Annotated in this window: 26 protein-coding genes and 2 pseudogenes; 11 read left to right on the top strand and 17 right to left on the bottom strand. The window is 67.1% G+C overall.

The window, feature by feature from the left end; genetic code table 11:
- Positions 1 to 122: 122 nt before the first annotated feature.
- Positions 123 to 1,496 (bottom strand): chromate efflux transporter, encoded by a 1,374-nt coding sequence (gene chrA / locus ACFV4N_RS14890; RefSeq protein ID WP_499673064.1) that lies wholly within the window; start codon positions 1,494 to 1,496, stop codon positions 123 to 125.
- Positions 1,497 to 1,645: 149 nt separating this feature from the next.
- Between chrA and ACFV4N_RS14885 the strand changes: the two genes are divergently transcribed.
- The 3 genes from ACFV4N_RS14885 to ACFV4N_RS14875 all read left to right on the top strand — a co-directional run bounded on the left by ACFV4N_RS14885 (position 1,646) and on the right by ACFV4N_RS14875 (position 3,047).
- Positions 1,646 to 2,002 (top strand): ArsR/SmtB family transcription factor, encoded by a 357-nt coding sequence (locus tag ACFV4N_RS14885; RefSeq protein ID WP_499673063.1) that lies wholly within the window; start codon positions 1,646 to 1,648, stop codon positions 2,000 to 2,002.
- A 299-nt stretch (positions 2,003 to 2,301) separates the two neighbouring features.
- Entirely contained in the window at positions 2,302 to 2,484 is a 183-nt protein-coding gene (locus tag ACFV4N_RS14880) for a hypothetical protein (RefSeq protein WP_499673062.1), read from the top strand.
- A gap of 56 nt (positions 2,485 to 2,540) precedes the next feature.
- Positions 2,541 to 3,047 (top strand): hypothetical protein, encoded by a 507-nt coding sequence (locus tag ACFV4N_RS14875; RefSeq protein WP_499673061.1) that lies wholly within the window; start codon positions 2,541 to 2,543, stop codon positions 3,045 to 3,047.
- 212 nt (positions 3,048 to 3,259) lie between these two features.
- On the opposite strand, the gene ACFV4N_RS14870 is transcribed toward ACFV4N_RS14875, so the two are convergent.
- Positions 3,260 to 3,475, bottom strand: a complete 216-nt coding sequence (locus ACFV4N_RS14870) for a hypothetical protein (RefSeq protein WP_499673060.1) — start codon at positions 3,473 to 3,475, stop codon at positions 3,260 to 3,262.
- 68 nt (positions 3,476 to 3,543) lie between these two features.
- Here ACFV4N_RS14870 and ACFV4N_RS14865 point away from each other — a divergent pair, with 68 nt between their 5' ends.
- Positions 3,544 to 3,726, top strand: coding sequence for a hypothetical protein (locus ACFV4N_RS14865; RefSeq protein WP_499673059.1), 183 nt, complete (start codon positions 3,544 to 3,546; stop codon positions 3,724 to 3,726).
- A gap of 413 nt (positions 3,727 to 4,139) precedes the next feature.
- Here the strand turns inward: ACFV4N_RS14865 and ACFV4N_RS14860 are convergent, their stop codons facing one another.
- From ACFV4N_RS14860 to ACFV4N_RS14850, 3 genes are all read right to left on the bottom strand, one after another.
- Positions 4,140 to 4,895: a class I SAM-dependent methyltransferase gene (locus ACFV4N_RS14860; RefSeq protein WP_499673058.1), complete on the bottom strand. Its 756-nt coding sequence runs from the start codon at positions 4,893 to 4,895 to the stop codon at positions 4,140 to 4,142.
- 910 nt (positions 4,896 to 5,805) lie between these two features.
- Positions 5,806 to 5,991 carry a hypothetical protein gene (locus tag ACFV4N_RS14855; protein WP_499673057.1) on the bottom strand — a complete coding sequence of 62 codons (186 nt, stop codon included), beginning with the start codon at positions 5,989 to 5,991 and terminating at the stop codon, positions 5,806 to 5,808.
- Positions 5,992 to 6,021: 30 nt separating this feature from the next.
- The gene (locus ACFV4N_RS14850) at positions 6,022 to 6,816 is read right to left on the bottom strand and encodes a hypothetical protein (RefSeq protein WP_499673056.1); all 795 of its coding nucleotides are present in this window, start codon (positions 6,814 to 6,816) and stop codon (positions 6,022 to 6,024) included.
- A gap of 282 nt (positions 6,817 to 7,098) precedes the next feature.
- Here ACFV4N_RS14850 and ACFV4N_RS14845 point away from each other — a divergent pair, with 282 nt between their 5' ends.
- The 4 genes from ACFV4N_RS14845 to ACFV4N_RS14830 all read left to right on the top strand — a co-directional run bounded on the left by ACFV4N_RS14845 (position 7,099) and on the right by ACFV4N_RS14830 (position 11,835).
- Complete coding sequence (locus ACFV4N_RS14845; RefSeq protein WP_499673055.1) at positions 7,099 to 7,425, top strand: hypothetical protein; 327 nt, start codon at positions 7,099 to 7,101, stop codon at positions 7,423 to 7,425.
- 337 nt (positions 7,426 to 7,762) lie between these two features.
- Complete coding sequence (locus ACFV4N_RS14840) at positions 7,763 to 8,176, top strand: hypothetical protein (RefSeq protein ID WP_499673054.1); 414 nt, start codon at positions 7,763 to 7,765, stop codon at positions 8,174 to 8,176.
- A gap of 228 nt (positions 8,177 to 8,404) precedes the next feature.
- A complete protein-coding gene (locus ACFV4N_RS14835) occupies positions 8,405 to 8,872 on the top strand; it encodes a hypothetical protein (RefSeq protein ID WP_499673053.1) in 468 nt (155 codons plus the stop codon).
- A gap of 47 nt (positions 8,873 to 8,919) precedes the next feature.
- On the top strand, positions 8,920 to 11,835 hold the full coding sequence (locus ACFV4N_RS14830; RefSeq protein WP_499673052.1) for a tetratricopeptide repeat protein: 2,916 nt from the start codon (positions 8,920 to 8,922) through the stop codon (positions 11,833 to 11,835).
- On the opposite strand, the gene ACFV4N_RS14825 is transcribed toward ACFV4N_RS14830, so the two are convergent.
- The 4 genes and pseudogenes from ACFV4N_RS14825 to ACFV4N_RS14810 form a co-directional block, all read right to left on the bottom strand.
- Positions 11,778 to 12,296, bottom strand: a complete 519-nt coding sequence (locus tag ACFV4N_RS14825; protein ID WP_499673051.1) for a DDE-type integrase/transposase/recombinase — start codon at positions 12,294 to 12,296, stop codon at positions 11,778 to 11,780. The two genes, ACFV4N_RS14830 and ACFV4N_RS14825, sit on opposite strands and share 58 nt — an antisense overlap.
- Positions 12,293 to 12,490: an IS3 family transposase gene (locus tag ACFV4N_RS14820; protein ID WP_499673079.1), complete on the bottom strand. Its 198-nt coding sequence runs from the start codon at positions 12,488 to 12,490 to the stop codon at positions 12,293 to 12,295. Before ACFV4N_RS14820 ends, ACFV4N_RS14825 begins: the two co-directional genes overlap by 4 nt.
- A gap of 318 nt (positions 12,491 to 12,808) precedes the next feature.
- A pseudogene (locus tag ACFV4N_RS14815) lies at positions 12,809 to 12,904 on the bottom strand (transposase); the annotation flags it as partial.
- A 134-nt stretch (positions 12,905 to 13,038) separates the two neighbouring features.
- Entirely contained in the window at positions 13,039 to 14,931 is a 1,893-nt protein-coding gene (locus tag ACFV4N_RS14810) for an ATP-dependent nuclease (protein ID WP_499673050.1), read from the bottom strand.
- 274 nt (positions 14,932 to 15,205) lie between these two features.
- Here ACFV4N_RS14810 and ACFV4N_RS14805 point away from each other — a divergent pair, with 274 nt between their 5' ends.
- Positions 15,206 to 16,036, top strand: a complete 831-nt coding sequence (locus ACFV4N_RS14805; RefSeq protein WP_499673049.1) for a DUF8757 domain-containing protein — start codon at positions 15,206 to 15,208, stop codon at positions 16,034 to 16,036.
- Here ACFV4N_RS14805 and ACFV4N_RS14800 read toward each other — a convergent pair.
- The 6 genes from ACFV4N_RS14800 to ACFV4N_RS14775 all read right to left on the bottom strand — a co-directional run bounded on the left by ACFV4N_RS14800 (position 16,033) and on the right by ACFV4N_RS14775 (position 20,636).
- Positions 16,033 to 16,458: a DUF488 domain-containing protein gene (locus tag ACFV4N_RS14800; protein WP_499673048.1), complete on the bottom strand. Its 426-nt coding sequence runs from the start codon at positions 16,456 to 16,458 to the stop codon at positions 16,033 to 16,035. The two genes, ACFV4N_RS14805 and ACFV4N_RS14800, sit on opposite strands and share 4 nt — an antisense overlap.
- A gap of 221 nt (positions 16,459 to 16,679) precedes the next feature.
- Positions 16,680 to 17,165, bottom strand: a complete 486-nt coding sequence (locus tag ACFV4N_RS14795) for an Imm1 family immunity protein (protein ID WP_499673047.1) — start codon at positions 17,163 to 17,165, stop codon at positions 16,680 to 16,682.
- Entirely contained in the window at positions 17,162 to 17,752 is a 591-nt protein-coding gene (locus tag ACFV4N_RS14790; RefSeq protein ID WP_499673046.1) for a DddA-like double-stranded DNA deaminase toxin, read from the bottom strand. The genes ACFV4N_RS14795 and ACFV4N_RS14790 overlap by 4 nt, the downstream gene beginning before the upstream one ends.
- 930 nt (positions 17,753 to 18,682) lie before the next feature.
- Entirely contained in the window at positions 18,683 to 19,384 is a 702-nt protein-coding gene (locus ACFV4N_RS14785) for a tetratricopeptide repeat protein (protein ID WP_499673045.1), read from the bottom strand.
- 104 nt (positions 19,385 to 19,488) lie between these two features.
- A complete protein-coding gene (locus ACFV4N_RS14780) occupies positions 19,489 to 19,734 on the bottom strand; it encodes a transcriptional regulator (RefSeq protein WP_499673044.1) in 246 nt (81 codons plus the stop codon).
- Between the two features lie 20 nt (positions 19,735 to 19,754).
- Entirely contained in the window at positions 19,755 to 20,636 is an 882-nt protein-coding gene (locus ACFV4N_RS14775; protein WP_499673043.1) for a helix-turn-helix domain-containing protein, read from the bottom strand.
- Between the two features lie 358 nt (positions 20,637 to 20,994).
- Between ACFV4N_RS14775 and ACFV4N_RS14770 the strand changes: the two genes are divergently transcribed.
- Together ACFV4N_RS14770 and ACFV4N_RS14765 are read left to right on the top strand one after the other, a co-directional pair.
- Positions 20,995 to 22,350 carry an NsdA family TPR-like regulatory protein gene (locus ACFV4N_RS14770; protein ID WP_499673042.1) on the top strand — a complete coding sequence of 452 codons (1,356 nt, stop codon included), beginning with the start codon at positions 20,995 to 20,997 and terminating at the stop codon, positions 22,348 to 22,350.
- Positions 22,350 to 22,829, top strand: coding sequence for a hypothetical protein (locus ACFV4N_RS14765; protein WP_499673041.1), 480 nt, complete (start codon positions 22,350 to 22,352; stop codon positions 22,827 to 22,829). Before ACFV4N_RS14770 ends, ACFV4N_RS14765 begins: the two co-directional genes overlap by 1 nt.
- A 527-nt stretch (positions 22,830 to 23,356) precedes the next feature.
- On the opposite strand, the gene ACFV4N_RS14760 is transcribed toward ACFV4N_RS14765, so the two are convergent.
- Together ACFV4N_RS14760 and ACFV4N_RS14755 are read right to left on the bottom strand one after the other, a co-directional pair.
- The gene (locus ACFV4N_RS14760; RefSeq protein ID WP_499673040.1) at positions 23,357 to 23,548 is read right to left on the bottom strand and encodes a hypothetical protein; all 192 of its coding nucleotides are present in this window, start codon (positions 23,546 to 23,548) and stop codon (positions 23,357 to 23,359) included.
- Positions 23,549 to 23,584: 36 nt separating this feature from the next.
- Positions 23,585 to 23,797, bottom strand: a pseudogene (locus ACFV4N_RS14755) (transposase); the annotation flags it as partial.
- Positions 23,798 to 23,904 lie beyond the last annotated feature (107 nt).

Below are 23,904 nucleotides of genomic sequence, written 5' to 3'. Positions count from 1 at the left end.
GTTCGGGGTGGCGGTCCGCACTATACGTGCTCATGTACGCACGCGACGACGTTGCAACAACGCCCGATGGGCAACAGCAACTTCCTGGCGGAGGAGGGATCCGCCCCGCGTGCTCCGGCCCGTCAGGCGACGGGCAGGCCGAGCAGGGCGGCGAGGACCCCGAGCCCGGCGCAGACCGCCAGCACGCGCAGCATCGACCAGCGCAGCGCGAAGACGAGCACGAACGCGACGGCGGTGATCGCGGCGGCGACGGGGCGGAAGCTGCCGGGTTCGGGCAGGGCGAGCCGCAGCGGTCCCCAGTGGTGCACCCCGGTGGTGGCGAAGAGGGTGTTGAGGGCGAAGTAGAGGGCGAGGTTGGCGATCACCCCGACCACCGAGGCGGTGATGCCCGCCAACGCGGTGGAGATGGTCCGGTTGTGCCGCAGGCGTTCGACGTAGGGCGCGCCGAGCAGGATGAACAGGAAGCAGGGCACGAAGGTGACCCAGGTGGTCAGCAGCGCCCCGAGCGTGCCGGCGACCCACGGGTCCAGCGTGCCGGGGTGGTGAAAGGCGCCGAGGAAGGCGACGAACTGCACGACCATGATCAGCGGACCGGGGGTGGACTCGGCCAGGGCGAGGCCCCGGACCATGTCGCCCGCGGACAGCCAACCGTAGACCTCCACGGCCCGCTGGGCGACGAAGGCCAGCACCGCGTAGGCGCCGCCGAAGGTCACCACCGCGGTGCCGGAGAAGAACAACCCCTGCTGGGTGAGCGTGCTGCCCACACCGGTGAACACCGCCACCGCGGCGACCGGCGCGGCCCACACGAGCAGGCCGACGCCGAGCACGGTCAGGCCGCGCCGCGCCGAGGGCTTCTCGTGGTGCAGCGCGTCGTCGGAGATCAACGGGGGTTGCTCGTCGGCGCCGCTCCCGCCGTGGCCGCCCCGGGACCGCATCGCGGCGGGCGCGAAGCGCCCCAGCGCCCACCCGACCACCGCCGCGGCGGCGATGACGACGGGGAAGGGGATGCCGAACAGCGCCAGGGCGGCGAACGCGCCGGCGGCGAGGGCGACCAGCGCGGGGTGGTGCAGGGCCCGCTTCCCGACCCGGACGACGGCCTGGGCCACGATCGCCACCACGGCGGGCGCGAGCCCGGCGAACACGGCGTTGACCGCGGTGGTGTCGCCGAAGGCCACGTAGATCGCCGAGAGCGCCAGCAGGGCCAGCATCCCGGGCAGCACGAACAACGTCCCCGCGATCAACCCGCCCCGCCGGCCGTTGAGCAGCCACCCGACGTAGATGGCGAGCTGCTGGGCTTCGGGTCCGGGCAGCAGCATGCAGTAGTTCAGCGCGTGCAGGAACCGCTGCTGACCGATCCAGCGCTTCTCGTCGACCAGGGTCCGCTGCATGACCGCGATCTGCCCCGCCGGGCCGCCGAAGGTCTGCAACGAGATCAGGAACCACGCCCTGGTCGCGGTGCGCAGCGGGATCACGTCCCGGTTCCGGGTGTCGACCATCGGTGGGGTTCCCTCTCGCCGTGCTTCGCGGTGCGCCAGGAATGTAACCGTGGTTGCAGCCGAAGCGGAAGGGGGTTCACATGGTGAGCCGACAACGGTCCACGGCCCAGTGTGGTCACGCGAAACCGCTGGTGGGAACATAGGTGCCCATGCGCCCACGCGACGGTGTTGCAACAACGCAGGACTGGCGACAACTGCCCTCCGACACCCACGTGGACGCGGCCGTGGACGGCTTCCGAATGCTGGCCGACGGCACCCGATTGCGCATGATGTGGCTGCTGTGCGGCGGCGAGTACGACGTGACGACGCTGGCCGGCGCGGTCGGCACAGCCCGACCGGCGGTGTCGCAGCACCTGGCCAAGCTGAAGCTCGCCGGCCTGGTGGCCGTGCGACGTGACGGGCGGCGCGCGGTCTACCGCGCCCGCGGCGGCCACGTGCGGCGACTGTTGGGCGAAGCCGTCGAAGCGGCCGACCACCACCTGACCGGTCGCCCGGACCACGACTGACAAGTCGTCGACGCCGCCGGAGCGGTGCGCCGGGCCCACAATGACCTCCACGGCCCCGGCGGTGCCGCAGCCGCGCCGCGGCCGCCCATGGGGATCCGATACCTGCTTGCGCACTGATCGAGATCATCGATGACCGAACTCGTTGACGCGGCACGGAGGCGACCTGTGACCGATCCTGCGGCGGACAAGCCGGACACGGCCGATCTCCTGGCGGTGGAGCTGTCCGGGCCCGTATCTGCGCCGGCCGCCTGGTCGCCCTGGACCGTGCCCTCAACGACCCGGCGTTCCTCTCCAGGCGGGTGGCAGCCCTGGCCGCCGGGCAGAGGCTGGACGCGAAAGGCTGGGCGGCCCTGGCCATGCGCGAAGCCGGGCTGTGGCTGTGCTGGGCCACCACCGCCGACCGCTCCACCGCGGTGGACTTGGAGAAACGCGCGCTCAGCGCCCTGCGCGAGCAGCACCTGTGGAACCTCCGCCGTCACTGAAACCGACGACGTGGCGCCAGACAAGCCGACAAGAAAAGTCGTCACATTTCGAGGAGTTGACGACCGAGGACGTCGCGCCACGCGCCGAAGTTGACCTGCACACGCCGACGAGGCCGCTCACGACGGGCATTTGGCAGGATGGCCCGGTGAACGCCACGCCCCGGAGCCTGCGGTTGATCGGGTACTGGCTCGGCCCTGAGGCTCCCGGGTGGCCTGACGTCCGGTCGTTCGTCGACCGGTCACCCGACGCGGCGCTGCGCGATCGCGTGGTGGCCTACCTCCGCGGCGGGAGCGTGTTCGTCGCTGCCGCCGGCACGTCACCGTGCCGCTTCTGCGGGCAGCCGAACGGCAGTGCGGAGCTGACCGACGGCGCTCGCTTCGTCTGGCCGGAAGGGCTCGCGCACTACGTCGAGGCGCACGACGTCAGGTTGCCGGCCGAGGTTACAGCGGTGATGGACACCGCCCCGCACCCGGTTGACGTGATCGAGTTCGAGCGTCGTCTGCTCGACACGAACGAGCTGGTCATCGACGCGGACTGGTGGCGTGACCTCGAGGGGCGTTGACGACTTGAGGCCGGCGCGGGTGGGTTCGACCGCGTTGCGGCCGAGCGGCAGGCCGGCTTGGTCAGACCCCGCCGCACCGACGCCCGCTCATGCCGCTGAGTGCGATGATTGATGCGGTTCGGGACGGTTGACCTGCGGTTGTGTGCTGTCGAGCGCCACCGGGCGCTCTTGGCGAAGTGCTCCGGTGGTGGTTGAGTCGTTGTTCTGGCTGCTCACGGACAGGTCGAGTGCTCCTTCAAGTCGATGCGTTCGGTGAAGTCCCCGAGCGCCACCGAGTTGTCGGTGTCGTCAACGGCGAGGGTGCGGCTGTCCGGTGACCACGCGAGTCCGTACGAACCTATTGGCAGGGGAATCGAGCGGCCGTTCCGACGTGGCTGATCGCGTTCGGCGACGTCCCACAGGACGACCTGGTCCAGCCCGATCCGCACGGCCGGCGTCCGTCCGGGTTCCACGCCACGTCCGAGGCGTCGGAGGTGGTGTTCGGGTACTGGCACGGGTGGTCGCACACGACCCGGCTCGTGGACGACGGCGTGCCGGTCAACATGGCCAGCGCGTCCTCGGGCACGAACACGCCTCGACCACCTTGCAGCTCTACACCCGCCGCACGCCGGACCACGAGCAGATCCTGAAAGCGCTCGATGACGACGACGATGACGACCTGTGTCAGCCCGTCCGCTGACCGACTGCTGACAAACTAAAAGGTCAGGCCCTGTACGAACCATCCCGGATAGGGCCTGACGTGCGTGGGCGATACTGGGATCGAACCAGTGGCCTCTTCGGTGTGAATGAAGCCTTCCCACAGCTCCTGCCTGCGGAAATAGAATCGTCGCAGGTGAAACGAGACCACTGGGAGCCGTTGGAAGCGGTTCGGTGTATTTGAACGCATCCAGCGGCTCCCTTTTGCTCCCACATGCCCCCCGGATCGCTGGCAGCTTCGCCGCGACAACGTCAGCAGGGGACCCGAGCAGTCGGCATCGTGCAGCCGTGGTGCGTCTCCTGCACGATCCTGACGACGTCCGCTCATGCCGATGGGAGGACGCAAGCCTCCTGGTTGCAACCGCGCGGTCCGGCCACGGACTGAGAGCCCGTTGTCTATACCTTGCTCGCCACCACCATGTAGTTCTCGGCCTCAAGGTTGAACGTGCTCATTTCCGTTTGGAGTCCGACCCGGCGCAACTCGACTTCGAGTTCTTCGTATCGGTAGGGCCAGCTCGACAGCAGTCCCGAGCGGACAAGAACCGACCCAGTGGTATCCACTTGCGCGATCGCAATCTCGATGTGGTGCTCGTCCTCCCAGTTCGGCGCAATGTCCCAGCGGTAGACCACGACGGCATCGCGACCGTTCCGACGGACGAGTCGGTCACTGATGTCCAGTCGGGAACCTCTGGCCCTCACGAGTTCCCAAGTGCGGGAGGTGAGTACCAAGCGCCCGCCACGGCGCAGAAGCCGTGACATCGACTCCAGAGCAGCAACTCTGCCTCGCGCGCCCTCGGCGTGGTGCAGCGAGTTGCCAACGCAGAACACCATGTCGAAGGTGTCGTCATCGAAATGGTCGGGCAACTCATGCCAGTCCGCCCGCACTGTCCGGACAGATGCCCTGAACTCCTCGGACAGCTCTGCAGTCCGACGAACCATCGCTTCACTGGCGTCAGTTGCGACAACATGCATGCCAAGACCGGCGAGGCCGACCGCCAACTGTCCGGTCCCGCACGAACAATCGAGGACGCGAGCGTTCGACGGCAAGAGGCTGAGCACGTCATCGAACGACGAAGCGAACTCGGCCGGAGCCAGCTTTGCATCTGAGATGAGCCACTCGTACACCTCGGCAAGCGCGTTGTAGCCACTCACAACCACTACCTCCGTCACGCGGCAGAATCACGGTGGCCATCAGTACATCAGTGGGGCAAGTCGGTCACCAATGGTTTTTGCAAGGACAACGCGTCCGCACATGCCGCTGAGGGTGATGGTCGGTGCGGTTCGAATGGTCGACTGACCGGTCGTCGGCGTCACCCGGTTCGACGCGTCGTGCCCGCAGATCGGTGACTCGAGCTGGTGGTGGCTTGAGCATCGGAGGGAGGGATGCAGGTTGCCCTCGGCCACCGGCCCGTGTCGGGCCTCGGCCCGTCCACGGTGAGAGGTGCTCTACGGGCGTATGCGGGTGTCGGCTGCTCGCTCAGAAGGGAGGCCTGGTCGGCTCGCTGGAGCGCAGGTCAGCTCTTCGGAGTTGCAGAAGTGCTCACCTCGGAACAGGCCCCGGGCGCTGTGTCGTTCATGCTCCTTGACCTGCGGTTACGTGCTGCTGAGCGCCGTTAGGTGCGCTTGGAAGAGCACATCGGTGTGAATGAAGCTGGGGCAAGGCTTCCACCTGCGGAAACAGGATTACCGCAGGTGGAACGGGACTGTTAGGAGCCGTTGGACGCAATTCGGTGCTGTTGAACGCGTCCGGTGGCTCCCGGTTTGCTCCCACAGTCCGCTCCCACATGCTCCTCAAGTCGCTGGGAGCCCCGCCGCGACAACATCAGCGGAGGGTCAAGCAATTAGCGCCGTGCTAATGCGGTGCATCTCCTACGCGATCCTGACGGCGTCCGCTCATGTCGATGAGCGGACGCCGTCAGGATCGTCCTTCTTCAACTATTAATTTAGTCGGCTGGCAAGCGGGTGTCGATCTGTTGCGTTGGCCATGTGGCTCTACCGGCGCCGCCCAAGCCCTTCCGAGGCGATTGAACTCATGATCGAGCGGTGAGGCGTCGAAACCCGCTTACTTCACGGCTCCGACGATACGCAGGAATCCGGCGATCAGGGGAGCTAGCGTCAAATCGCCCTGATTCGTGGCAGACACCAGTCCCAGCCAGCGAGCAACCCTGCTGAACACTTCGATGTCGGACGGAGCGAGGTCGACCAGTTCCGAGAGGTCCTTCTGGCTGCACGGGCCGTCGTACTCCACCAGTACGGCGACCAGGGGTCGGGCTTCCGGTCAGCCCGCGAAATCTGCGCCCGTTTGGCGAAGGAAGCTTTCGCACCACTCCGGTTGTGACTGTGCGTCGCGCAACCGGTCCAATGCGGAAGTGTCATCGTCCGGCGTCGACTTTCTGTTTGACAGGATGTCGGAAACAAGCTGTTCCACGAGCAAAGGCCAACCGCCCGTGAGCTTGAGCGCTCGTTCCTCGAAATCCTCGTCCGCCAAGCGCTCCAACACCGCATCGCCACGCCAACGCAACGGCAGGGTGTACCGGTTGTACCGCTGCAACGGCATCACATGAGTCTCGGAGTCCGCTGATGCCGCGAGCCGCAACAGCCACTTCACATTGGGCGCACCCGCGATCAAAGCGGCTGTGCGGGACGCCGCTCGGTCGTGCGGGATGCCAACACCGGCCTGGTCGCCCAACGCGTACTCGAACGCCCTCTGACAGGCGTCGATGTTGGTATTCGCGCGCAGGTCGCCGACAACGAGCGATCGGCGGGTATCGGTCGCGCCCGTCTCGAGCTTCGCCTTGAACTCACCCAGGGTCTTCATGTCGACCCGGTGGAGATCGACGGACCGGGGCTTCACCTCTTCGAGCGTCGCCACGACCTGGTCGATGCCTGTCGCGTCAGAGCCGACCACGACCCGTGCGGAGTTGCCCTTGCTGAACAGTTGCGCGAGTTGGGCGTTGACCAACGGGCTACGGCCCACGTCGTCCTTGCGCACCGGGCGGTAGTACTCCCGGGCTTGTCTGACCGGCAGCGCGGACCGCGACACCCGCGACAGTCCCTGGGTCATTTCATCCATCGACCCCAATGCGCGCAACACCGTCTCGTTGCGGGGCGGTGAGCCAGTGGCGCAGCTCGGCGACATCGGGGACGCAGGCTCGATGATGTGCTGACTCTTCGAGCGCGCAACTCGCTGACGACCCTCCGGGGACGGAGGACCGTGGCCTCACCGAGTGCCTGACGCTCAATCGCGGTCGCTTCAGCCTGGTCCTCCCACCTGTTGCCCGAGTCGTGCCCGAAAGATGGTCGGCACCTACTTGGGCGAGCTTGACCAGCGGCAACGCGTCGCCTCTTGCCTCGGGTGGGCGGCCTGCCGCGCCATGTCGGCCAACGTCGCGGCTCGCAGCGCCCACGATTGCCCCTGCCCGTGCACCACAGCACGAACCTGGAGCAGTCGCCGGCGGCAGGCTCGTTGCCGGCGACGAAACTCCCCAGCACCGACAACACCCAACTCGACCTCGGTGCCGAACGCGACAGGACCAGCGTCGGGCTGGTAACGCCGTCTGATGACCTGCGTCACACGCGTGAGGTGTGGTTGATCTGGAACGGTGTGCCCGACGACCGTTGTCGCGGTGCTACCGACAATGGAAAACGGCCTGCCTACGATGATCCGTCGACAGGCCGTTGACCTGGTAAACCAACTGTGGGCGATACTGGGATCGAACCAGTGACCTCTTCGGTGTGAATGAAGCCTGCCCAAGGCTTCTACCTGCGGAAACAGGATCGCCGCAGGTGAAACGAGACTGTTGGGAGCCGTCGGACGCGGTTCGGTGCCGTTGAACGCGTCCGACGGCTCCCATTTGCTCCCACCGCCTGCTCCCGCGCGCTCCTGGGGCCGCCGGGTGGGGCGCCGCAACAACGTCAGCTGAGGATCCCAAACGGCTGGCACCATGCCTCATGGTGCGTCTTCTGCACGAGCATGAGGAGGTCCGCTGACCTGGGGGCCGGTCCGGGGGGATGGTGGTGTGGTGGTGCACGGGTACGTGGCGAACGGGTTGCTGGGCAGGCTGGTCGGGGCCCGGCTCTGCTCGGTGCAGTTCGTGTACGACTACGTCCAGCTGCGGTTCGACTGCCCCGGTGGGGATCTGCCGGTCCTCACCTGCGATGCCATGCCGACGGTCGTGGTCGCCCACGGCACGTACACCGACGGTCGACCGGGTTACGCGGACGCGCTGAGGTCCCTGATCGCCGCGACCGTGGTCTCCACCGAGGAGGCGGTCGGCGTGGGGCTGCGCCTCGAACTCGACACCGGCGTCCTGTCCCTGCACCCGACACCCGCCGAACTGACCGGCCCCGAGATCGCCACCTTGGACGGCTTCACCGACGACCAGTGGATGTGCCGGCGCCCGGGAGAGGACTCCTTCGAGGACATCAGCTGAGCGGTGGACGGGGTACTGCCTCGGTGTCCCGGTTCGGAAGACCTGCACTGGCCACTTCCTTGGTGTGCGTACGGCGTGGAAATTATGAATCAAATTCGGTTGTCGCGATCTCGGTAACGGTTGTCGAGCGTCCAGGGCTTCATCGGTGACCGGTTCCCGTAACGGTGGATTTCGGTTGACGATCACACGTGTAGGTTGCGGGCCGCAGTCGGGTGATCGGGAGGGTTCGTGTTGGAGGAAGCGTTGGTCGCGTTGGCGGCGGCGGGTGGAACGGCGCTGGTGGAGGCGGCGGCCACGGACGTGTGGACGAAGGCGAAAGAGAGGTTCGCTCGTTTCCTGGGGCGTGGCGACGAGCAACGGGCGCTGGTGGTGGAAGGGCGTCTGGAGCGGACGCGGGCGGAGCTGCTGCCCTTGACGGGTGGGGAGTTGGACCGGGCACGGGAGCTGCGGGCGGCGGAGTGGGCGACGCGGTTGCGGGACGTGCTGGAGGAGCACCCGGAGTCGGCGGAGGAGTTGCGTGGTGTGGTGGAGCAGTTGAGGGCGGAAGGGGTGTCGGTCACGGCGACCACGGGTGACCACAGTGTCATCATCGGCGGTGATTCCACGACGTCTGCGACCTCGGGTGGTGTCGCGGCGCAGGTCATCCACGGGAACGTGTCGACATCGGGAAACCCTCCCCGGCCCGGGACGGATTAGGGCTGACTGTTCCCGGGGGGATGACCCTTCACGCCCATAACGTCTACGTGGCTGGTTCGGGCGGTGTCGCCGCAGGCGCGATCGGCGGTGTTGGGGCGGCGTCCACGGTGCCGTTCTCGGTCGAGCGGGCGGCGTTCGCCCAGTCGGTGGCCGTGCCGCCGGATGTCACGGGCGGCGAGCGGCTGCGTGGCCGGGGCGGAGTGGTCGCGGCTCTGGTCGACAGGTTCGAGGGTGTCGACGACGGTGGGCGATCCCTCCTGCTGCACGGCTTGGGAGGCAGTGGGAAGACCTCGATCGCTGCGGAGGTCGCGCGGAGGTTGTCGGCCGAGGGCGTGGACGTGTGGTGGGTGTCGGCGGTCGACCACGCGCGACTGGTGACGGGAATGCACGCCGTCGGGCACCTGGTGGACGCCGGTGCCGAGGAACTGCGGACCGGCCATGCGGCGGAGGCGGTGTGGCGGCGGTTGAACGCCCGAACCCGGCCCTGGCTGCTGGTGGTCGACAACGCCGACGACCCCGAGGTCCTGGACGTGACCGCGGACGGGGCTGACGGGACGGGTTGGGCGGGCGGCTGGATACGCCCTGTCCTCAACCGGGCCGGCCTGGTACTGGTGACCAGCAGGCGCGGCGGCGGCCGGGCCCAAGGGGGTTCACGGCTGCGGTCGGTGCCGGTGGACATGCTCGATCCCGACGACGGCGCCCAGGTGTTGCTCGACCACACACACGGCCGCGGCGGGGACCTCGCGGCGGCGCGGGCTCTGGCCCAGCGGCTCGGCGGGCTGCCGTTGGCGTTGACACTGGCAGGTTCCTACCTCGCCCGGTCCGTGGACGACCTCTGGGTCGACGACGATGCCGTGACCACGTTCGAGGAATTTCACGCCGCCCTCGACCAGGGCCGGGCGGACCTCATGGGCGTGGACCGTCCGCAGGATCCAGTCGACGGTGCGGATTCGGTGGTCGACGAAATCTGGCGAATGGCGGTCCGTCTGCTGGAGAAGCGGGGACTGTCGCTGGCGGGCCGGTTCATGCGGTTGCTCGCCCGATTCGCCGACGCCCCGCTGCCCTACCGGGACCTCCTGCGGCAGCGCGCCCTGTTCGACTCTCCGGTGTTCGCCGATCTGGACCGTGAACAGGCCGGGGCGCTGCTGCACGAATCCGCCAACCTCAGCCTTCTCACCCTGACCACCGCCGCCGCCCTGGACCCGACCGACCCTCACGTGCCGGTGCTGCGCCTGCACCCGCTGATGCGCGACGCCGGCCACCGCTACCTCGACCCCGTCCACGGTGATGACGACTACCTGACGACGGCCTCACGACTGCTGGTCGACTCCGTCGCGGGCGAACCCGACTGGTCACCACAGGACCACACCAAGTGGAACTTCTGGAACCTGCTCGCCCCTCACGCCTTCCACCTCCTTACCGCCCTCGCACGAACCGACATCGACCCGGTGCTGGTCGACCGCGTGGCGCACACGGTTGACCTGGCAACCCGACACCTGTTCGTCCGCGGCCTGCGCACACAGGCCGAAGCCGAGTACCAGGCCATGCTGCGGACCTGCCGTCACGTCCTCGGCGACGAACACGAACGGACACTCGCGGCACGACACGGCATCGCCCTCACCATTGCCGACAAGGGCGATTTCGCCGCGGCCCAGAGCGAGTACGAGGCTGTCCTCGCTCTCCGGCGGCGGGTGTTGGGTGAGGACCACCCCGGCACCCTCACCACTCGCCACAATCTGGCTGGAGTCTTACAGGATCGGGGTGACTTCGTCACGGCTCAGACTGAACTCGAGGCTGTTCTCGAGACCCAGCGGCGGGTGCTGGGTGAGGACCACCCCGGCACCCTCACCACTCGCCACAATCTGGCCAGTGTCCTACAGGATCGGGGTGACCTCGCTGCGGCCCAGAGCGAGTACGAGGCTGTCCTCGCTCTCCAGCGGCGGGTGTTGGGTGAGGAGCATCCCGACACTCTCACCGCTCGCGTTAACCTCGCCGGTGTCCTACAGGCTCGGGGCGATTTCGCTGCGGCCCAGAGCGAGTACGAGGCTGTCCTCGCTCTCCGGCGGCGGGTGTTGGGTGAGGACCACCCGGCCACCTTTGCCGCTCGTCATAATCTGGCTGGTGTCCTGCGGGCTCGGGGTGATTTCGTCACGGCTCAGACTGAACTCGAGGCTGTTCTCGAGACCCAGCGGCGGGTGCTGGGTGAGGACCACCCTGAAATCCTTGCTGCTCGTCATAATCTGGCCAGTGTCCTACAGGATCGGGGTGACCTCGCTGCGGCCCAGAGCGAGTACGAGGCTGTCCTCGCTCTCCGGCGGCGGGTGTTGAGTGAGGAGCATCCCGACACTCTCACCGCTCGCGTTAACCTCGCCGGTGTCCTGCAGGCTCGGGGTGATTTCGTCACGGCTCAGACTGAACTCGAGGCTGTTCTCGAGACCCAGCGGCGGGTGCTGGGTGAGGACCACCCGGCCACCTTTGCCGCTCGTCATAATCTGGCCAGTGTCCTGCGGGCTCGGGGTGATTTCGTCACGGCTCAGACTGAACTCGAGGCTGTTCTCGAGACCCAGCGGCGGGTGCTGGGTGAGGACCACCCCGACCTCCTCACCGCTCGTCATAATCTGGCCAGTGTCCTACAGGCTCGAGGTGACTTCGTCACGGCCCAGAGCGAGTACGAGGCTGTCCTCGCTCTCCGGCATCGGATGCTGGGTGAGGGCCACCCCGACACTCTCACCACCCGACACAACCTGGCATTGGTTTACGCGGCTACAGGTCGGTACCGAGAGGCCGACGCGGCAATGCGAGCAGTCCTCACTGCACGTCAACGGGTCTTGGGTGCCAATCACCCCGCTACCCAGGCCACAGGACAGAGTCTCAAGGCCCTCAGGAATCATGCCGCCAAAGCGGGTCAGACGATTTTGTGGCATGGCCCGGGAAAACGTAAGAAAAAGGGTAGGAAGCGGTAGGTTAGCCAGCCTATCAGCGTCCGTTCCGAATAGTGGAACAGCTCGTTGTCGGCCTCGTCGCGGGTGTGCAAGGGTCGGCGGCAAACCAACTCGATCTTCAGTGTGGAGAGGAAGTCATCCATCAAGGCACTGTCGTGCGAGTCGTCGACCGAACTCACCGACAGCAGGATGCCGTTGTCCGCCAACCGTTCCGTGAACCGAAAGGCCGTGTAGGTCGACCCGCTGTCACTGTGAAGGATCAACTGCCCATCGCGCACGTCGCGGGACCAGATCGCATACTCCAGGGTGCCCAGAAAGGGCCAGTTCGGTGTCACGGTGGTCACTGGTTTCCAGCCCATGGTCCGGTTGAACAACGCGTCGCGCACGGCTGCGAGCCAGAACACGTCCTCTCCGGTGCTGATCCGAGTCGCGTCGGCGACCCACAACCGGTTCGGCGCCAGCGCGCTGAAGTCCCCGTTCACCCGATCGGATACCAGCGCGGATCGCGGGTCCCGCCTGGTCGATGGTGTCTGCCACTGTTTGCGCAGGAAGGTGTTCTGCAGGCCTGCTGGCGCATCAGCCGCTCGACCCGATTGCGCGACACGCGGATACCTCGACGCCGCGGGATCTGGTGAACTTGCGGGCTGCCGCAGATCCCATCGGAGGCGGTGTTGATGTCGGTGATCTAGGTGGGAATCGCCTCGTGCTCGCGCTCACGGCGGGACGGGCCGGCCAGCCGGGCCACCCAGCCGTGGTAGGTGGAGGAGGCGACACCGAGGGTCCGGAGGACGAAATCGATCCCGAAGCGGCCGCGAAGCTGCTCGACGGGCTTAATGACCGTCGCAGGGTCGAGTTCCGCTGCGAAAAATGCGGACGCGGTCTTGAGGATATCATTGGTCCGCTTGATTTCCGCGTTCTCTTTACGGAGGCGGCGCAGCTCCTCCGACTCGGTCGCGGTGAGCCGATCGTCCCACTCGCCGCGGTCGGCCTCATCCTACCGGATCCAGTTCCGCAACGCCTCCGGATGCACACCCAGCTGCTCGGCCAGGCGCCGGATCACCGGCTTGGCGTCCGACTTCCGGTATAAATGGACAGCCCGAGCTCAAAATTCATCGGGGTACTTCTTCGGTGGTGCTACGGACGACTCCCTCAAGCCCTGTCGAGCCATGTCTGGGAAGCCACCGGGCTGCAGGGGAAGCTCAGCTGTCGCCGATCACCGAATCTTCAGGTGATGAGGTTCTGGGTGTGGCGCAAAACGTCGAGGAGGAAGCGGGGTGGTGGGGTGGTGAGGCGGCGTGCGGTGATGAAGTAGACCAGGGCGTTCTTCTTGCCGGTCGCCAGTCCGTCCGCCACCACTTGTCGGGTTTGGTCGTCCCAGCCGGTCCACTGGGAGCTGAGCAGGGGTTCGAGGGTGTCTTCGAGGACGGCGTAGCGGGCGTGGGCGCCGGTGTCGGGGAAGTCCTCGACGTCGGCTTCCAGGTAGGTGAGCAGTTTGCGGTTGTCGGCGATGTCCTTGGCGACTTTCTCGTCCACCTTGTCCTGCGACTTGCCACGCCGGATCATCAGGTCGCCGCCGTTGCGGTCACCGTCGAACATGGCGTAGCAGGGCACGCCGAGTTCGGTGAGGATGGCGTGGGCGAGCATGATGTTGGTCTTGCCGCCGACGTCGGCGACGGTGATGCCCCGGCTCAGCAGCGAGGTCACCGAGGACTTCTCGGCCAGTCCTTCCAAAACGGCCTTGTCGGTGGTGCCCTCGACGAGGATGGCGGCGTTGGCGAACAGCGCCTCGGACAGCTTGGACGCGGCTACCGCGTCGAGCTGGGCCGGCACGGAGTGAAGGCTGCCGGCCAGTCGTTTCTCGACCTCGGCGATCGAGGTGGACCTCACCACCACCTCGGGCGCGCGCCCGTCGGGTGCCCGGGTGGCCCTGGTGACACGGCGGACCTGGTCGAACTTGCCCGCGTCGATGAAGTGGGGGCTGTGGGTGGCGTAGGCGATCTGGAAGTTCTGGTCCTCCTCCTCGGCGAGCGCGCGCAGCACGGAGGCGAAGGAGCGGGCCTGCACCGGGTGTTGGAACAGTTCAGGTTCTTCGATGGCCAGGCAGATGGCGCCGTTGCCTTGGCCTGCCGAGCCGCGTTCGGCGAGCAGTTGCAGCGCCGAGACCAGCAGGGTCCGCTGGAAGCCGTGCCCTTGTTTCTCGACTGGCGTGTCGATCTTGGAGTCCAGGATGGACACGCCGAACTGGGTGCGTGGCGGCTTGATCTCCTGCTTGTGGGCGTGGACCTGGACCGTCCTGCCCACGGTGTACTGGCCGACCGCGGTGGACAGCGCGGTGGACAGCTCCAGCAGTTGTTCCTTGAAGTTGCGCTCGAAGATCTCCTCCTGCTGCCGCTCGACCGAGGCGGCCAGTTCCTTGATGTCCTCGTCTGCGGCCGCGCGGTTGACGGAGCGTTCCAGGATCATGCTGATCAGGGCACCGCGGCCGTCGCGGGACTCCTCCCCGGCGCGCAGGTCGGCGCTGACGAAGACGTAGTCGAACCGGCCCGACATCACCGCCTGCCCGGCGAAGCCGAACAGGTTGGTCACCTCGACCTGCGAGTCCTCCAAGCGGTGCGGGTTCTCCAGCTCCCAGGTCTTGAGCACCTGCTCGCAGACCTGCATGGACTTCCACGGGGGAAGGTCGAGCTCCGGATGGGCTTCCCGAACCTCCAGGTAACGCGCCTTCTTGTCCGTGGCGGATCCGGCCTCGCGGATCGGGCCGAACACCGGGAAGGCACGGGCGTTGCCGCTCATCATCTCCGAGCCGTCGGCGTGCCGGATCTTCCAGATCACGCACTTGTCGGACTCCACGGTGACGTACTTGCCTAGCTGCACGCGGTCGTCGTCGGTGAGCCGGTCGAACTCCACCTCCACCGACAGCCGGCCCTCGGCGCCGTGGGTGAGGTCGTCGTCGGCCAGGTCGGAGGCCTTCGGGCCGTTGAAGAACCAGTCCAGAGCGCGCAGGACGGTGGACTTGCCCACCCCATTCGGGCCGATCAACGTCGTGACATCGTCGAAGCGCACCTCCACGTCTTCCAGGCAGCGGAAGTTCCTGATCCGAACTCTGGCGATCCTCACCGCGGGCGCATCCCAACTCTCGACCGTGCCATCCGCCGACCATCGTGATCATGTCGGCGCGTTGTGGATCACATCGACGCCGAGGCGATCTTCGCTACGCCACTCGACAGCGGTTCACTCGATCGAGTTACACGGATGTGTTGTCGGTCAGTCATCGAAGACCTCGGAACGGGCAACATGCTTACTACGCGTACACGACCGGAGGAATGACGTCGGTCGTTCCACCAGCTCACACTCGGATGTGGTGACCGATCGTCACAACGCTGGAGGTGTCGTGAGCCAAGGACTGCTCTTCGGGCCCGACGACGTCCCCACCGCCAAACCGGTTGGGGACGCGTGGCAGCGAATGCGAGTGCTGATCACAGTCAAGGCGGCACCGAACCCGTCGGAGACCTATGGCGAGACGGTGTGCGTGGCCGGTATCCGCCTCGACCTCGACTCACCCGGCTGGGTCCGCCTCTACCCGATCAACTTCCGCGAACTCGACAGCCCTCACACCTTCAAGAAGTACGACGTCGTGTCGCTGCGCGCCAAACCCGCCAGGAGTGACTTCCGCGCCGAGAGCTGGCGCCCGGACATCACCAGCGTGCGCACCGAGGACCACCTCAGATCGTGGAAACGACGTTGCGCCCACGTCGAGCCCTACGTCCGCGACTCCATGTGCGCGATCAAGGAAGCGGTTCACGCGGATCCGTGCGCAGCCTCTCTCGCCGCCATCCGACCCCACCGCGTCCTCGGCATCGACATCAAGCCCCACCCCGGTTGGAGCCCGGAAGACCAGCGCAAGATCGACCGCCACGTCAGCCAACCCGACCTGACCGGCGGCGACCGAATCGCCCTGCAGGCACCGCGGTTCCAAGGGTGGTACCGCTACCGCTGCACACCCGACTGCGGCGGTCACCGCCAGGGCATCCTCGACTGGGAGTTCGTCGCCCTGCAACGCACCCTGGGAAACCGGAACGACGACGACCTCGTGCGTGAGCTACGAGCCGCCTACCTCGACCGGATGTGCGCCCCGCACCGCGACACCGTGTTCTACGTCGGCAACCAGGCCAAGAGCCCGCGCACCTTCAGCGTCCTGGGCGTCTACTGGCCCGAACGCTAGACCGACACCAAATCCAGCCGAGCGCGAATGGCCTGCAGCACCACGTGCCGGTGACAGCGCTCCTCGTCGGCCTCGAAGCACATCACCGCCACCCGACGCTGCCTCGCCAACACGGTCAACCGATCCAAAGCCCCGTCCGCGGCCTCGACGTCGAGCAGTTCCGCATACCGCCCGCGAGCCTGTGACAACGCCGCACCGTCACCCGCGAAGCCCGGCCGGTTGTCCTTGGGGTTGCCCAACTCGCGCAGGTGCAGGTACTCCACCCCGGCCGACGACAGCGCTTCGGCCAACGCGCGCTTGCTGAACCCCTTCTTGCGCGAAATCGGCGTCAGCCGGACGTCGGCCAGGACCTGCACCCCGAGGTCGGACAGCCGCGACACGAAGCCCTCCACATCCAGGCCCTCATACCCGACACCCACCACACCCGACGTCCTTCGCACAACCCGACTCTGTCACAGGCCTCTGAACTGCAGAACACCGACCGGTCTTCACAAGCGCCCGCACAGGCCACCGATGTGCAGGACGGCGGCCCATCAGCGCCCAACGGCGGCGTCGGCGCCCGGTTCGCCGGCCAGACGACCACGCTGCTGAACAGCTCGAGGACACCATCGCCCTGTCGTGGTGGAAGTTCACAGGAAGCGGTTCAGAAGAGGTCGGTGTCCTGCCACTGCACGCAGGTCGGGCGTGTGCCGGTCTGCAGCAGTTCGTGCAGGGCCTTGCGCCACGTTTCCAGCGGTACCACGGCGTTGTTCGGGAAGGTGGTTTTGGTCGCCTTGTCCATGTACAGGGCGGGTGCGTCTTCCGGCGGGTCGGTCTGGGGGAGGGTGATCCAGGCGCCGCCGTGTTCGTCGGGTGTGGTGGCGTCGGGTGCGAAGTCGGGGGGTCCGCTGCACAGGATGGCGCCGATCCCGGCGTGGCGGTCGGCGTCGATCTTGATCTCGTGGTCGGGGTAGCGCCCGTTCATCAGGCGGGGCCGGTCGCGCACGGTGATCACCGGCGGGTGTGGCTGCGGGTGGTCCAGGATGTGGTCCAGTACCCGGTCCAGCTCCTCTGGGGTGGTGACGAGCCGTGGTTGGTCTGCGGTGTCGTGGTCGTCGCGGTAATACCAGATGTTCAGTGCCGCGTTCACCGCGGACTCCTTCCCTTGAACACCAGCGGCCGGTCCTCGGTGGGGTCGTGCACCACCAGGCTCTGCCCTTCGTACAGGATGTCCTCGACCAGCTTGCGGCAGGACAGGTCACCCTGGCAGACCTTGTTGTTGATCACCAGTTCGACCGTGTCCCGGCCGCTGGTGCGCATTCTCCAAGCCACCTTCGGCTCCACGTGCATCGCCACGAACGGCATCCCCGGCCTGAGCAGGATGCCCGCCTCGAACAGGTGACGGGCGATCTGCGGCGACTCGGGACCCTTGCCGCTCTGCACCAGCACCGGCTGACCGGTCTCGTCCTCGTAGCGCCCGGAGGTGATGTAGTCCGGCAGTTCCCGGCGCTGTCGGGCCACCCGTTGTGCTTCCGTGCCCGACGGGTCGGACGAGGGCGTCGTCTGGAGGGAAGAGCTCGATGCCGGGCGGTGGGCGTCGTGGTCTCCGAGCAGCCGGTTCAGCAGCTCCTGAAGTCGGGCGTCGAGGTCTGCCAGCCGCCGGGCGAGTCGTCCTGCGCCCTCGACCACCGCTGTCCACTGCCGGACCACCTGCGCTGCCCGGTCCTCCAAGGCCACGGCACCCCGGCAGGCGCTGCGGAGCAACTCCAGGGCGTCACGTGCCAGTTCCCCAGCCTGTCGCACCGCTGCGGCACACTCGCCGGTCTTGTCCCTGGCCCCGTTGGACCTGCTGGGCGACCTCCCGCACGCTGGCCAACGTTGCCCTCCTTGAGGAGCATCGTGGCAGTCAAGCCGTCGGGACCGGTACGCGACACGGGAATGTCGATGCGGTAGGACCCGACCGGGTGCACGCGCTGTTCCCTACTGGTGTGGGTGGTCAGGCGGGTCGGGCTGTGGGATCGGTGCTGGTTTCTGCGTATGTGTTGGGGAAGTCGGATGCAAGCGTGGGCCGGGATTGCGGTAGGTCCTGTGGTGGTGTGTCGGACAGGCGTTGGGTGATGTCCTGCACCGTGGGCCATGGCCGCAGTTGCCGCCGGACCCGAGGCCGTGGCGTCGTCGGGGAGATGTCATCAGTGGGTGGGTCGTCCGGGCCGGCTACGCGGTCGAAAACGAGCAGGGCTTCGCGGAGGGCCGCTCGGAGCCGTCCGACCTCCAGCGGGGCGAGCATGACCGGTTCGCCGCCGGGGCAGCCGAGCGAGATCCCCTTGGCGGCCAGGCGAACGTCCAGCCGTGCTCTGTGGCCCGAGTGATCGCGGCAGGTCACAGACCAGGTGGTGGGATCGCGCTGCCAACCCAGCCGCGACAGCAGACGAAGCAGGGGACTTCCTCGCCGATGACGGGCCACGTGATCTCACCCGACCCTTGGCCCTGGTATGCCGATACCAAACTGGTCTTGCCGCTCTATGGGCACTGGTGGGATGCAGGTATTTTATCCGTGGTCAAGCATTTATTGACTCCTCGATAGAACACCGCTCAACCTACCACGTCATATTCGTGTCGAAAGAGTAATGGCGCTGTCGGGTGGATTTGTTGGAGTGATTATTTTTACTATTCCTTCGGCGTGGTAGGCGGTGGAAGTTGGCGTGTGCCGTCGGCGAGTTCGTGTACGTACCGGACGGTGCGTTCGTCGGTGCCCAGGGCGGTGGCCAGGGCTCGGTTGAGGTGTCGATCTGCGGTGTGGTGGTTGCCGGACAGGCGGCATGCTCGGCTCAGCAGAGCCTGGCATTCGGCGAGCCGACGAGGATCGGATGACGGGTTGGTGTCGGTGGCGCGAGTCAGGTGTTTGATGGCCGCGTCGGGACGTCGGGCCTCGATCATCAGGGTTCCGAGGTATGCCAGGGTGCGGGTGAAGCCGGTGGTGTGGTGGTGGCGGCCGTAGGTCTCCAGCATCTGGTCGGCGCAGTCGACGACTTTGTGCAGTCGGCCTTGGGCGCGGTAGGTGCGGGAGAGGTCGAGCAGTGCCGAGGCGGTGGCGTCGGGGTTGTCGTCACGTCGGCGGTGCACGGCCAGCTCGTGCCTGCCATGCAGGACGGCCAGCGGCAGGTGGTCGTGGTCGCGCAGCACTCCGGTTCCTCGGCGCAACGTCCGGGCCGCTTCCAGCGAGGTGGGCAGGCGCGTGGCCATGGCGACGCCGCACTCGTGCAGCAGCCGCAGGATGCCCTCGTCGACATGCCGGGGGACCGCCGACCACAGTTCGGTCAAGGGGCCGAGGACGGCTTCTGCGTGCCCGGCGGCGATCGCCGCGTTCAAAACCGTGGCGGAGTAGTGGAGGTCGACCTTCGGGGGTGGTGTGCTCTCCGCCCCGATACTGCTCGGCGGTTCGGCGACGTGGTCGGGTGTGGGGTTGGTGCCGGTCATCGTCGTTGAGGTTTCGGGTTGGTGTGGGTGATGTCGAACAGGTCGGTGAAGGTCATGGGTGCCAGAGCGGTCAGTGCGCCACCGATGAAGGCGGGGCCGGGCTGAAGTTGGCCGGTGAGGACGCGGGTGACGGTGGACCGGTTGACGTCCATGGCCCTGGCGAGGGCGTAGTCGGAGTGGAAGCCGGCGAGCCTCATGGCTTTGGTGAAGGGCTCGGTGCGCAGCCGGATGGTGTGGGGCATGGCCGTCTCCTGATAACGGGTCAGGCGGCTTTGCGGTCGTAGAGGCCGGTCCACCAGGACAGCTTCCGACGGGTCTGCTCCGCGTCCAGGGCCGTGGTGTCGAGATGGCGCATCTTCTGCCGGTAGGCCGCTACCGAGTCGGGATCGTCGTGGAACGCGGTGGCGACGTCGGTCTCCGTGTAGACCAAAGGCTTGTTTGGAGCCTCGAAAGTCAGCAGCGTGCAGGGGTGCCGCAGGTGCGCGTGGAGCCCGGCGGCCAGTGGGATGACGCGCAGGGTGGTGTGGGGCCATTCGCACATCAGCAGCAGGTGCAGCAGCTGATCACGCATGACCGTCAGGTCGCCGACGGTCATGCGCAACGCCATCTCGTGGACGTAGAACACCACTCGCGGGCCAGACTGGCGTTGCAGGAGCCGCTGGCGGTCGCTGCGGGCGGTGACCAGCTCGGGGTCGCCGGTCAGGGCCAGGGTGTAGTTCTCGGTCTGGGCCAGGTCGGGGACGGTGACGGGGTCGTAGGCGGTGATCGTCTCCGCGATCTCCTCGTGCACCGACAGGGCCACCAGGCTGTCGGGCCGCTGGTGGTGCGGACGGAGGAAGCTGCCGGTGTCCGGCTCGGCGGCGATGCTCAGGACGTGGTCACGAGCCGCCTTGTCGGCCCGGCAAAAGCCCAGCAGGGCGGCGATGTCGACCGCGCTGGTGCCCCGAGTCCCCTTCTCCAGCTTGGACAACTTGCCCAACGACCAACCCAAGGCCTCGGCGACCTTCGGAGCGGGCATCTCGACTGCCCGGCGGATCCTGCGGATCACCTCACCCAGTTCCCGGCTGTGCGCGTTGCTCAGGCGCACAGCCGGCGACTTTCCCTCGGTCTCCATGATTTCCTTCCTCGGGATCTCTCCGGTCACTGTTGCGGTGTGGCAACGAGTGGCGGCACGACGCTTCGCATGATTGCCCGGCTGCTCATGATCAGTGCTGTGCAGCCAATCAAGGACCGCAGGTCCCGGGAAGGTCAGATTCCAGGGAACGTCGGGGCAGGCCAGGGCAAATGGGCCAATGGTCACGCCGAGCCCATGCATTGCCACCGGGAATGAGAAAACTCTTCTATGGTCTGTAGAAGGCGGTGAACAGATCGGAACCTATGTAGAAGACCTGTCAGGGCGGGGCAGATTTCAGGGCAGATCGATGCGGACCAGCGAGAACCTGTTACTTCTCGTGTCAGTCCGGCTACGATCCGTTCCGTATCGGAAGGGGGTGCGGTGAGTCGTGCCGGAACCGAATGACCTGCTGCGTGCCGCGCGTGAACGCACCGCATCGGCAGCGTTGCCCGCGGAGTCGATGTCGCGTCGGGAGTTGGCCGAGGCGGTCAACAACTGGCTGTGGAAGACCACGGGCAAGCGCTACAGCCTGGACGCCCACACCATCGCACGCTACGAACGCGGTGCGGTGCGCTGGCCAGGTGCCCACTACCGAGCGGGACTGCGTCACGTACTCGGCGCGGCCACCGACGCCGAGCTCGGTTTCCGAGCCTCCAGCACCCTTCCAGTTGTCTCGCCCAGTGCGGTCGACCGCGGTGTGGAGGAAGTGCCCCTGCCTGGCAAGGGGGCGGGCTCTGGCTCGATCCAGTCCGTGCGGGGCGCGCCTAGCCTGGAGAGCGTGGACCGCAAAACTTTCCTGACCGGTGCGGTCGGTGCGGGGATCGGGATCTGGGCGACGCGTCAGCGCCCGGTGGCCGTTGTCGACACCGACGACCTGGCCACGGCGATCTCGGGACCGACCGCTCACTACCGGCGCATGGAGTCGGCGATCTCCTCCGATCAACTCGTCGGTGCGGTGGAGGCGCACCTTCGCCTGGCGAAGGCAGTGGTGGCCGACAAACTGCGCACCCAGAGCGGCTTTCGCGTGTTGTCGGAGACCGCCGGGCTGGCCGCGTGGCTGGCCTTCGACCGCGACGACCACGCCACCGCGCGCACGCGCTATGCCGACGCCGTCGGCTACGCCCAGCGTGCCGGCCACTCCCTGCTGGCCGCCTACATGACCGCCAGCCTCGGCCACTTCGCCGTGGAGGCAGGACATGCCCGGCCGGGGGTGATGCTGCTCGATCGCGCCAACACCCAGCTCGACGCCACCGCTCCGGACAGCGCGCGGGCCTGGCTGGCGTCGCTGCACGCCGTCGGACACGCGGCGCTGGGGGACCGCACCGCGACCTACCGGGCGCTGCGCGCGGCCGAACGCCTCACCGGCCGGGGACGGGGGGAACCCCAGTGGCCGTGGGTGTTCGGCTTCGACCGAGCCAAGGCTGCCCGGTACCGCGCCGCGGCATTGGCACGCCTGGGCGACACCCGCACCGCACGTGACGCCTACACCGAAGCTGAACCCTCGTTGACCGCGCCGAAGCCCCGTGCTCTGGCCCAGGTGGAACACGCGCACCTGCTCGCCGCTGACGGCATGATCGAGCAGAGCTGTGACCTGGCGGTGGAAGCATTGGCGGTCGGCCGGACCTACGGCTCGGAGCGCATCACCGCCCGCGTCCGCCGGTTCCGGGAAAGCCTGCCCGCCCACACCCGCGAAGCCTCCGCCCTCGACGACGCCCTGGCCGCCCTCTACGAGCGGGAGACGTGATGGCGCGACTGGCCGTCACCGGACACCGCGGCCTCTCCAGGAAAACGGAACAGCTGGTCGACGCCGCCCTGCGCGACTTCGTCAACGCACGAGCCGAAGACGACCTCGTCGGCCTGTCCTGCCTTGCCGACGGAGCCGACACGCTGTTCGCCCACGCCGTTCTGGACATCGGCGGCTCGCTGGTGGTCATCGTGCCCGCCCGCAAGTACCGCGAGCAGCTCCCCGAGATCCACCACGCCACCTACGACCACCTGATGTCCTCCGCCACCGACGTGATCGAGCTCGACCACGTCGAATCGGACTCCGCCGCGCACATGGACGCCGGCCTCCGGATGCTCCACGAGACCGACGAACTGGTGGCCGTCTGGGACGGACAACCCGCTCGCGGCTACGGCGGCACAGCAGACGTCGTCAACGCAGCCCGCCGCGCGGGAATCCCGGTCACGGTCATCTGGCCGGACGGCGCGACCCGAGACTGAAGTGCACCGGGAACGACCGCCCAAGGGGCTCAGAAAGCGGCCCACGTCCAAGGCTTGGGGACGTCGCCTCGTAGGCACGCCAGGCGATGGGCGAGTTCCCGCTGGGCGGTGACGTCGGTCGGTGCTTTGCGGGGCAGGAAGCAGACCCAGCGGAGTTCGTAAATGGTAGCTGGGGCATAGCCTCGCCAGGTGTGGCGTAGTAACCGCCCTAGGCATCGACGAAGGCGACGCACTCGGCGACGGTGGCCCGGGCGAAGTCGCGAGGATGCCTTGCGGGGCATCGCCGTAGACAGCTGTTGCTGTCAGTAACCAAAGGGAGATCTTCTGCGCGCACAGTAACTTCCGTTGAAGGTTCAGATGGGGGATCATATAGGGGATCAGGTTGGGGATCCTGTTAGAACGCTACCCCCTGTGAGTCGTAAAAGAGCTGATCAGGGGCCTGTAGGGGGATCCGCTGGTATCCCAGACTCGCTTGCCCACAAGCCGTAAAGACATCGGAGCGGCCGTGGTCGGCCTGGCGCCCTGCCTCAGGTCTCACCGCAACGTGCCGTGCACATGGCATTGCGGACGATGTGCGGTTGGCGTTGGCGGTGGCGCAGGAACCGGCGGGTCTCGTGGGCGAGGTGGTCGGCGTTGTGAGCTCGTGAGGCGCTGACGTTGTGCTTGAGGTCGGCATTGAGCAGCTCGTCCGGGTCCGGCTCGGGGCTGTGGCCGGGCATCAGGTGCAGTTCGACCCGGCTGGCGTTGGCTTCCAGCTAGGCGCGGACGGCCTTGCTGCGGTGCACGGGGTGTCGGTCGGCGATGGCGTGTACCTTCCGGCCGTCCTGGCGCGCCGTGCGGTCGAGGAATCCGGTGAACACGGTGAACCGGTCGGTGAACACGGTGAACCACAGTGCGCCCCGGGAGGCGACGGCGGACATGACGCTGACCTGCAGGCGTTTCCCAGTCACCCGCACGATTGGCGTCCTGCCCTTCGGCGCCTAGGGCCTGTCCTCAAAGCGGGTGCGGTTGGTCTGCTTTGATCTTGGGTCGTGATCCGCAGGCACGAGTTGAGCGATGAGCAGTGGCGGACCAT

It is taken from the genome of Actinosynnema sp. NPDC059797 (assembly GCF_042732085.1).
GTDB lineage: Bacteria > Actinomycetota > Actinomycetes > Mycobacteriales > Pseudonocardiaceae > Actinosynnema.
Note: the sequence above shows the minus strand (reverse complement) of the source record. Positions and strands in the feature narration are given on the sequence as shown.

Coding starts and splice junctions, on each gene's coding strand:
- ACFV4N_RS14765 (WP_499673041.1), top strand. CDS start 22,350: ATGGCGCGACTGGCCGTCACCGGACACCGCGGCCTCTCCAGGAAAACG.
- ACFV4N_RS14885 (WP_499673063.1), top strand. CDS start 1,646: ATGCGCCCACGCGACGGTGTTGCAACAACGCAGGACTGGCGACAACTG.
- chrA (WP_499673064.1), bottom strand. CDS start 1,496: ATGGTCGACACCCGGAACCGGGACGTGATCCCGCTGCGCACCGCGACC.
- ACFV4N_RS14850 (WP_499673056.1), bottom strand. CDS start 6,816: ATGGATGAAATGACCCAGGGACTGTCGCGGGTGTCGCGGTCCGCGCTG.
- ACFV4N_RS14760 (WP_499673040.1), bottom strand. CDS start 23,548: ATGCCCGGCCACAGCCCCGAGCCGGACCCGGACGAGCTGCTCAATGCC.
- ACFV4N_RS14780 (WP_499673044.1), bottom strand. CDS start 19,734: ATGCCCCACACCATCCGGCTGCGCACCGAGCCCTTCACCAAAGCCATG.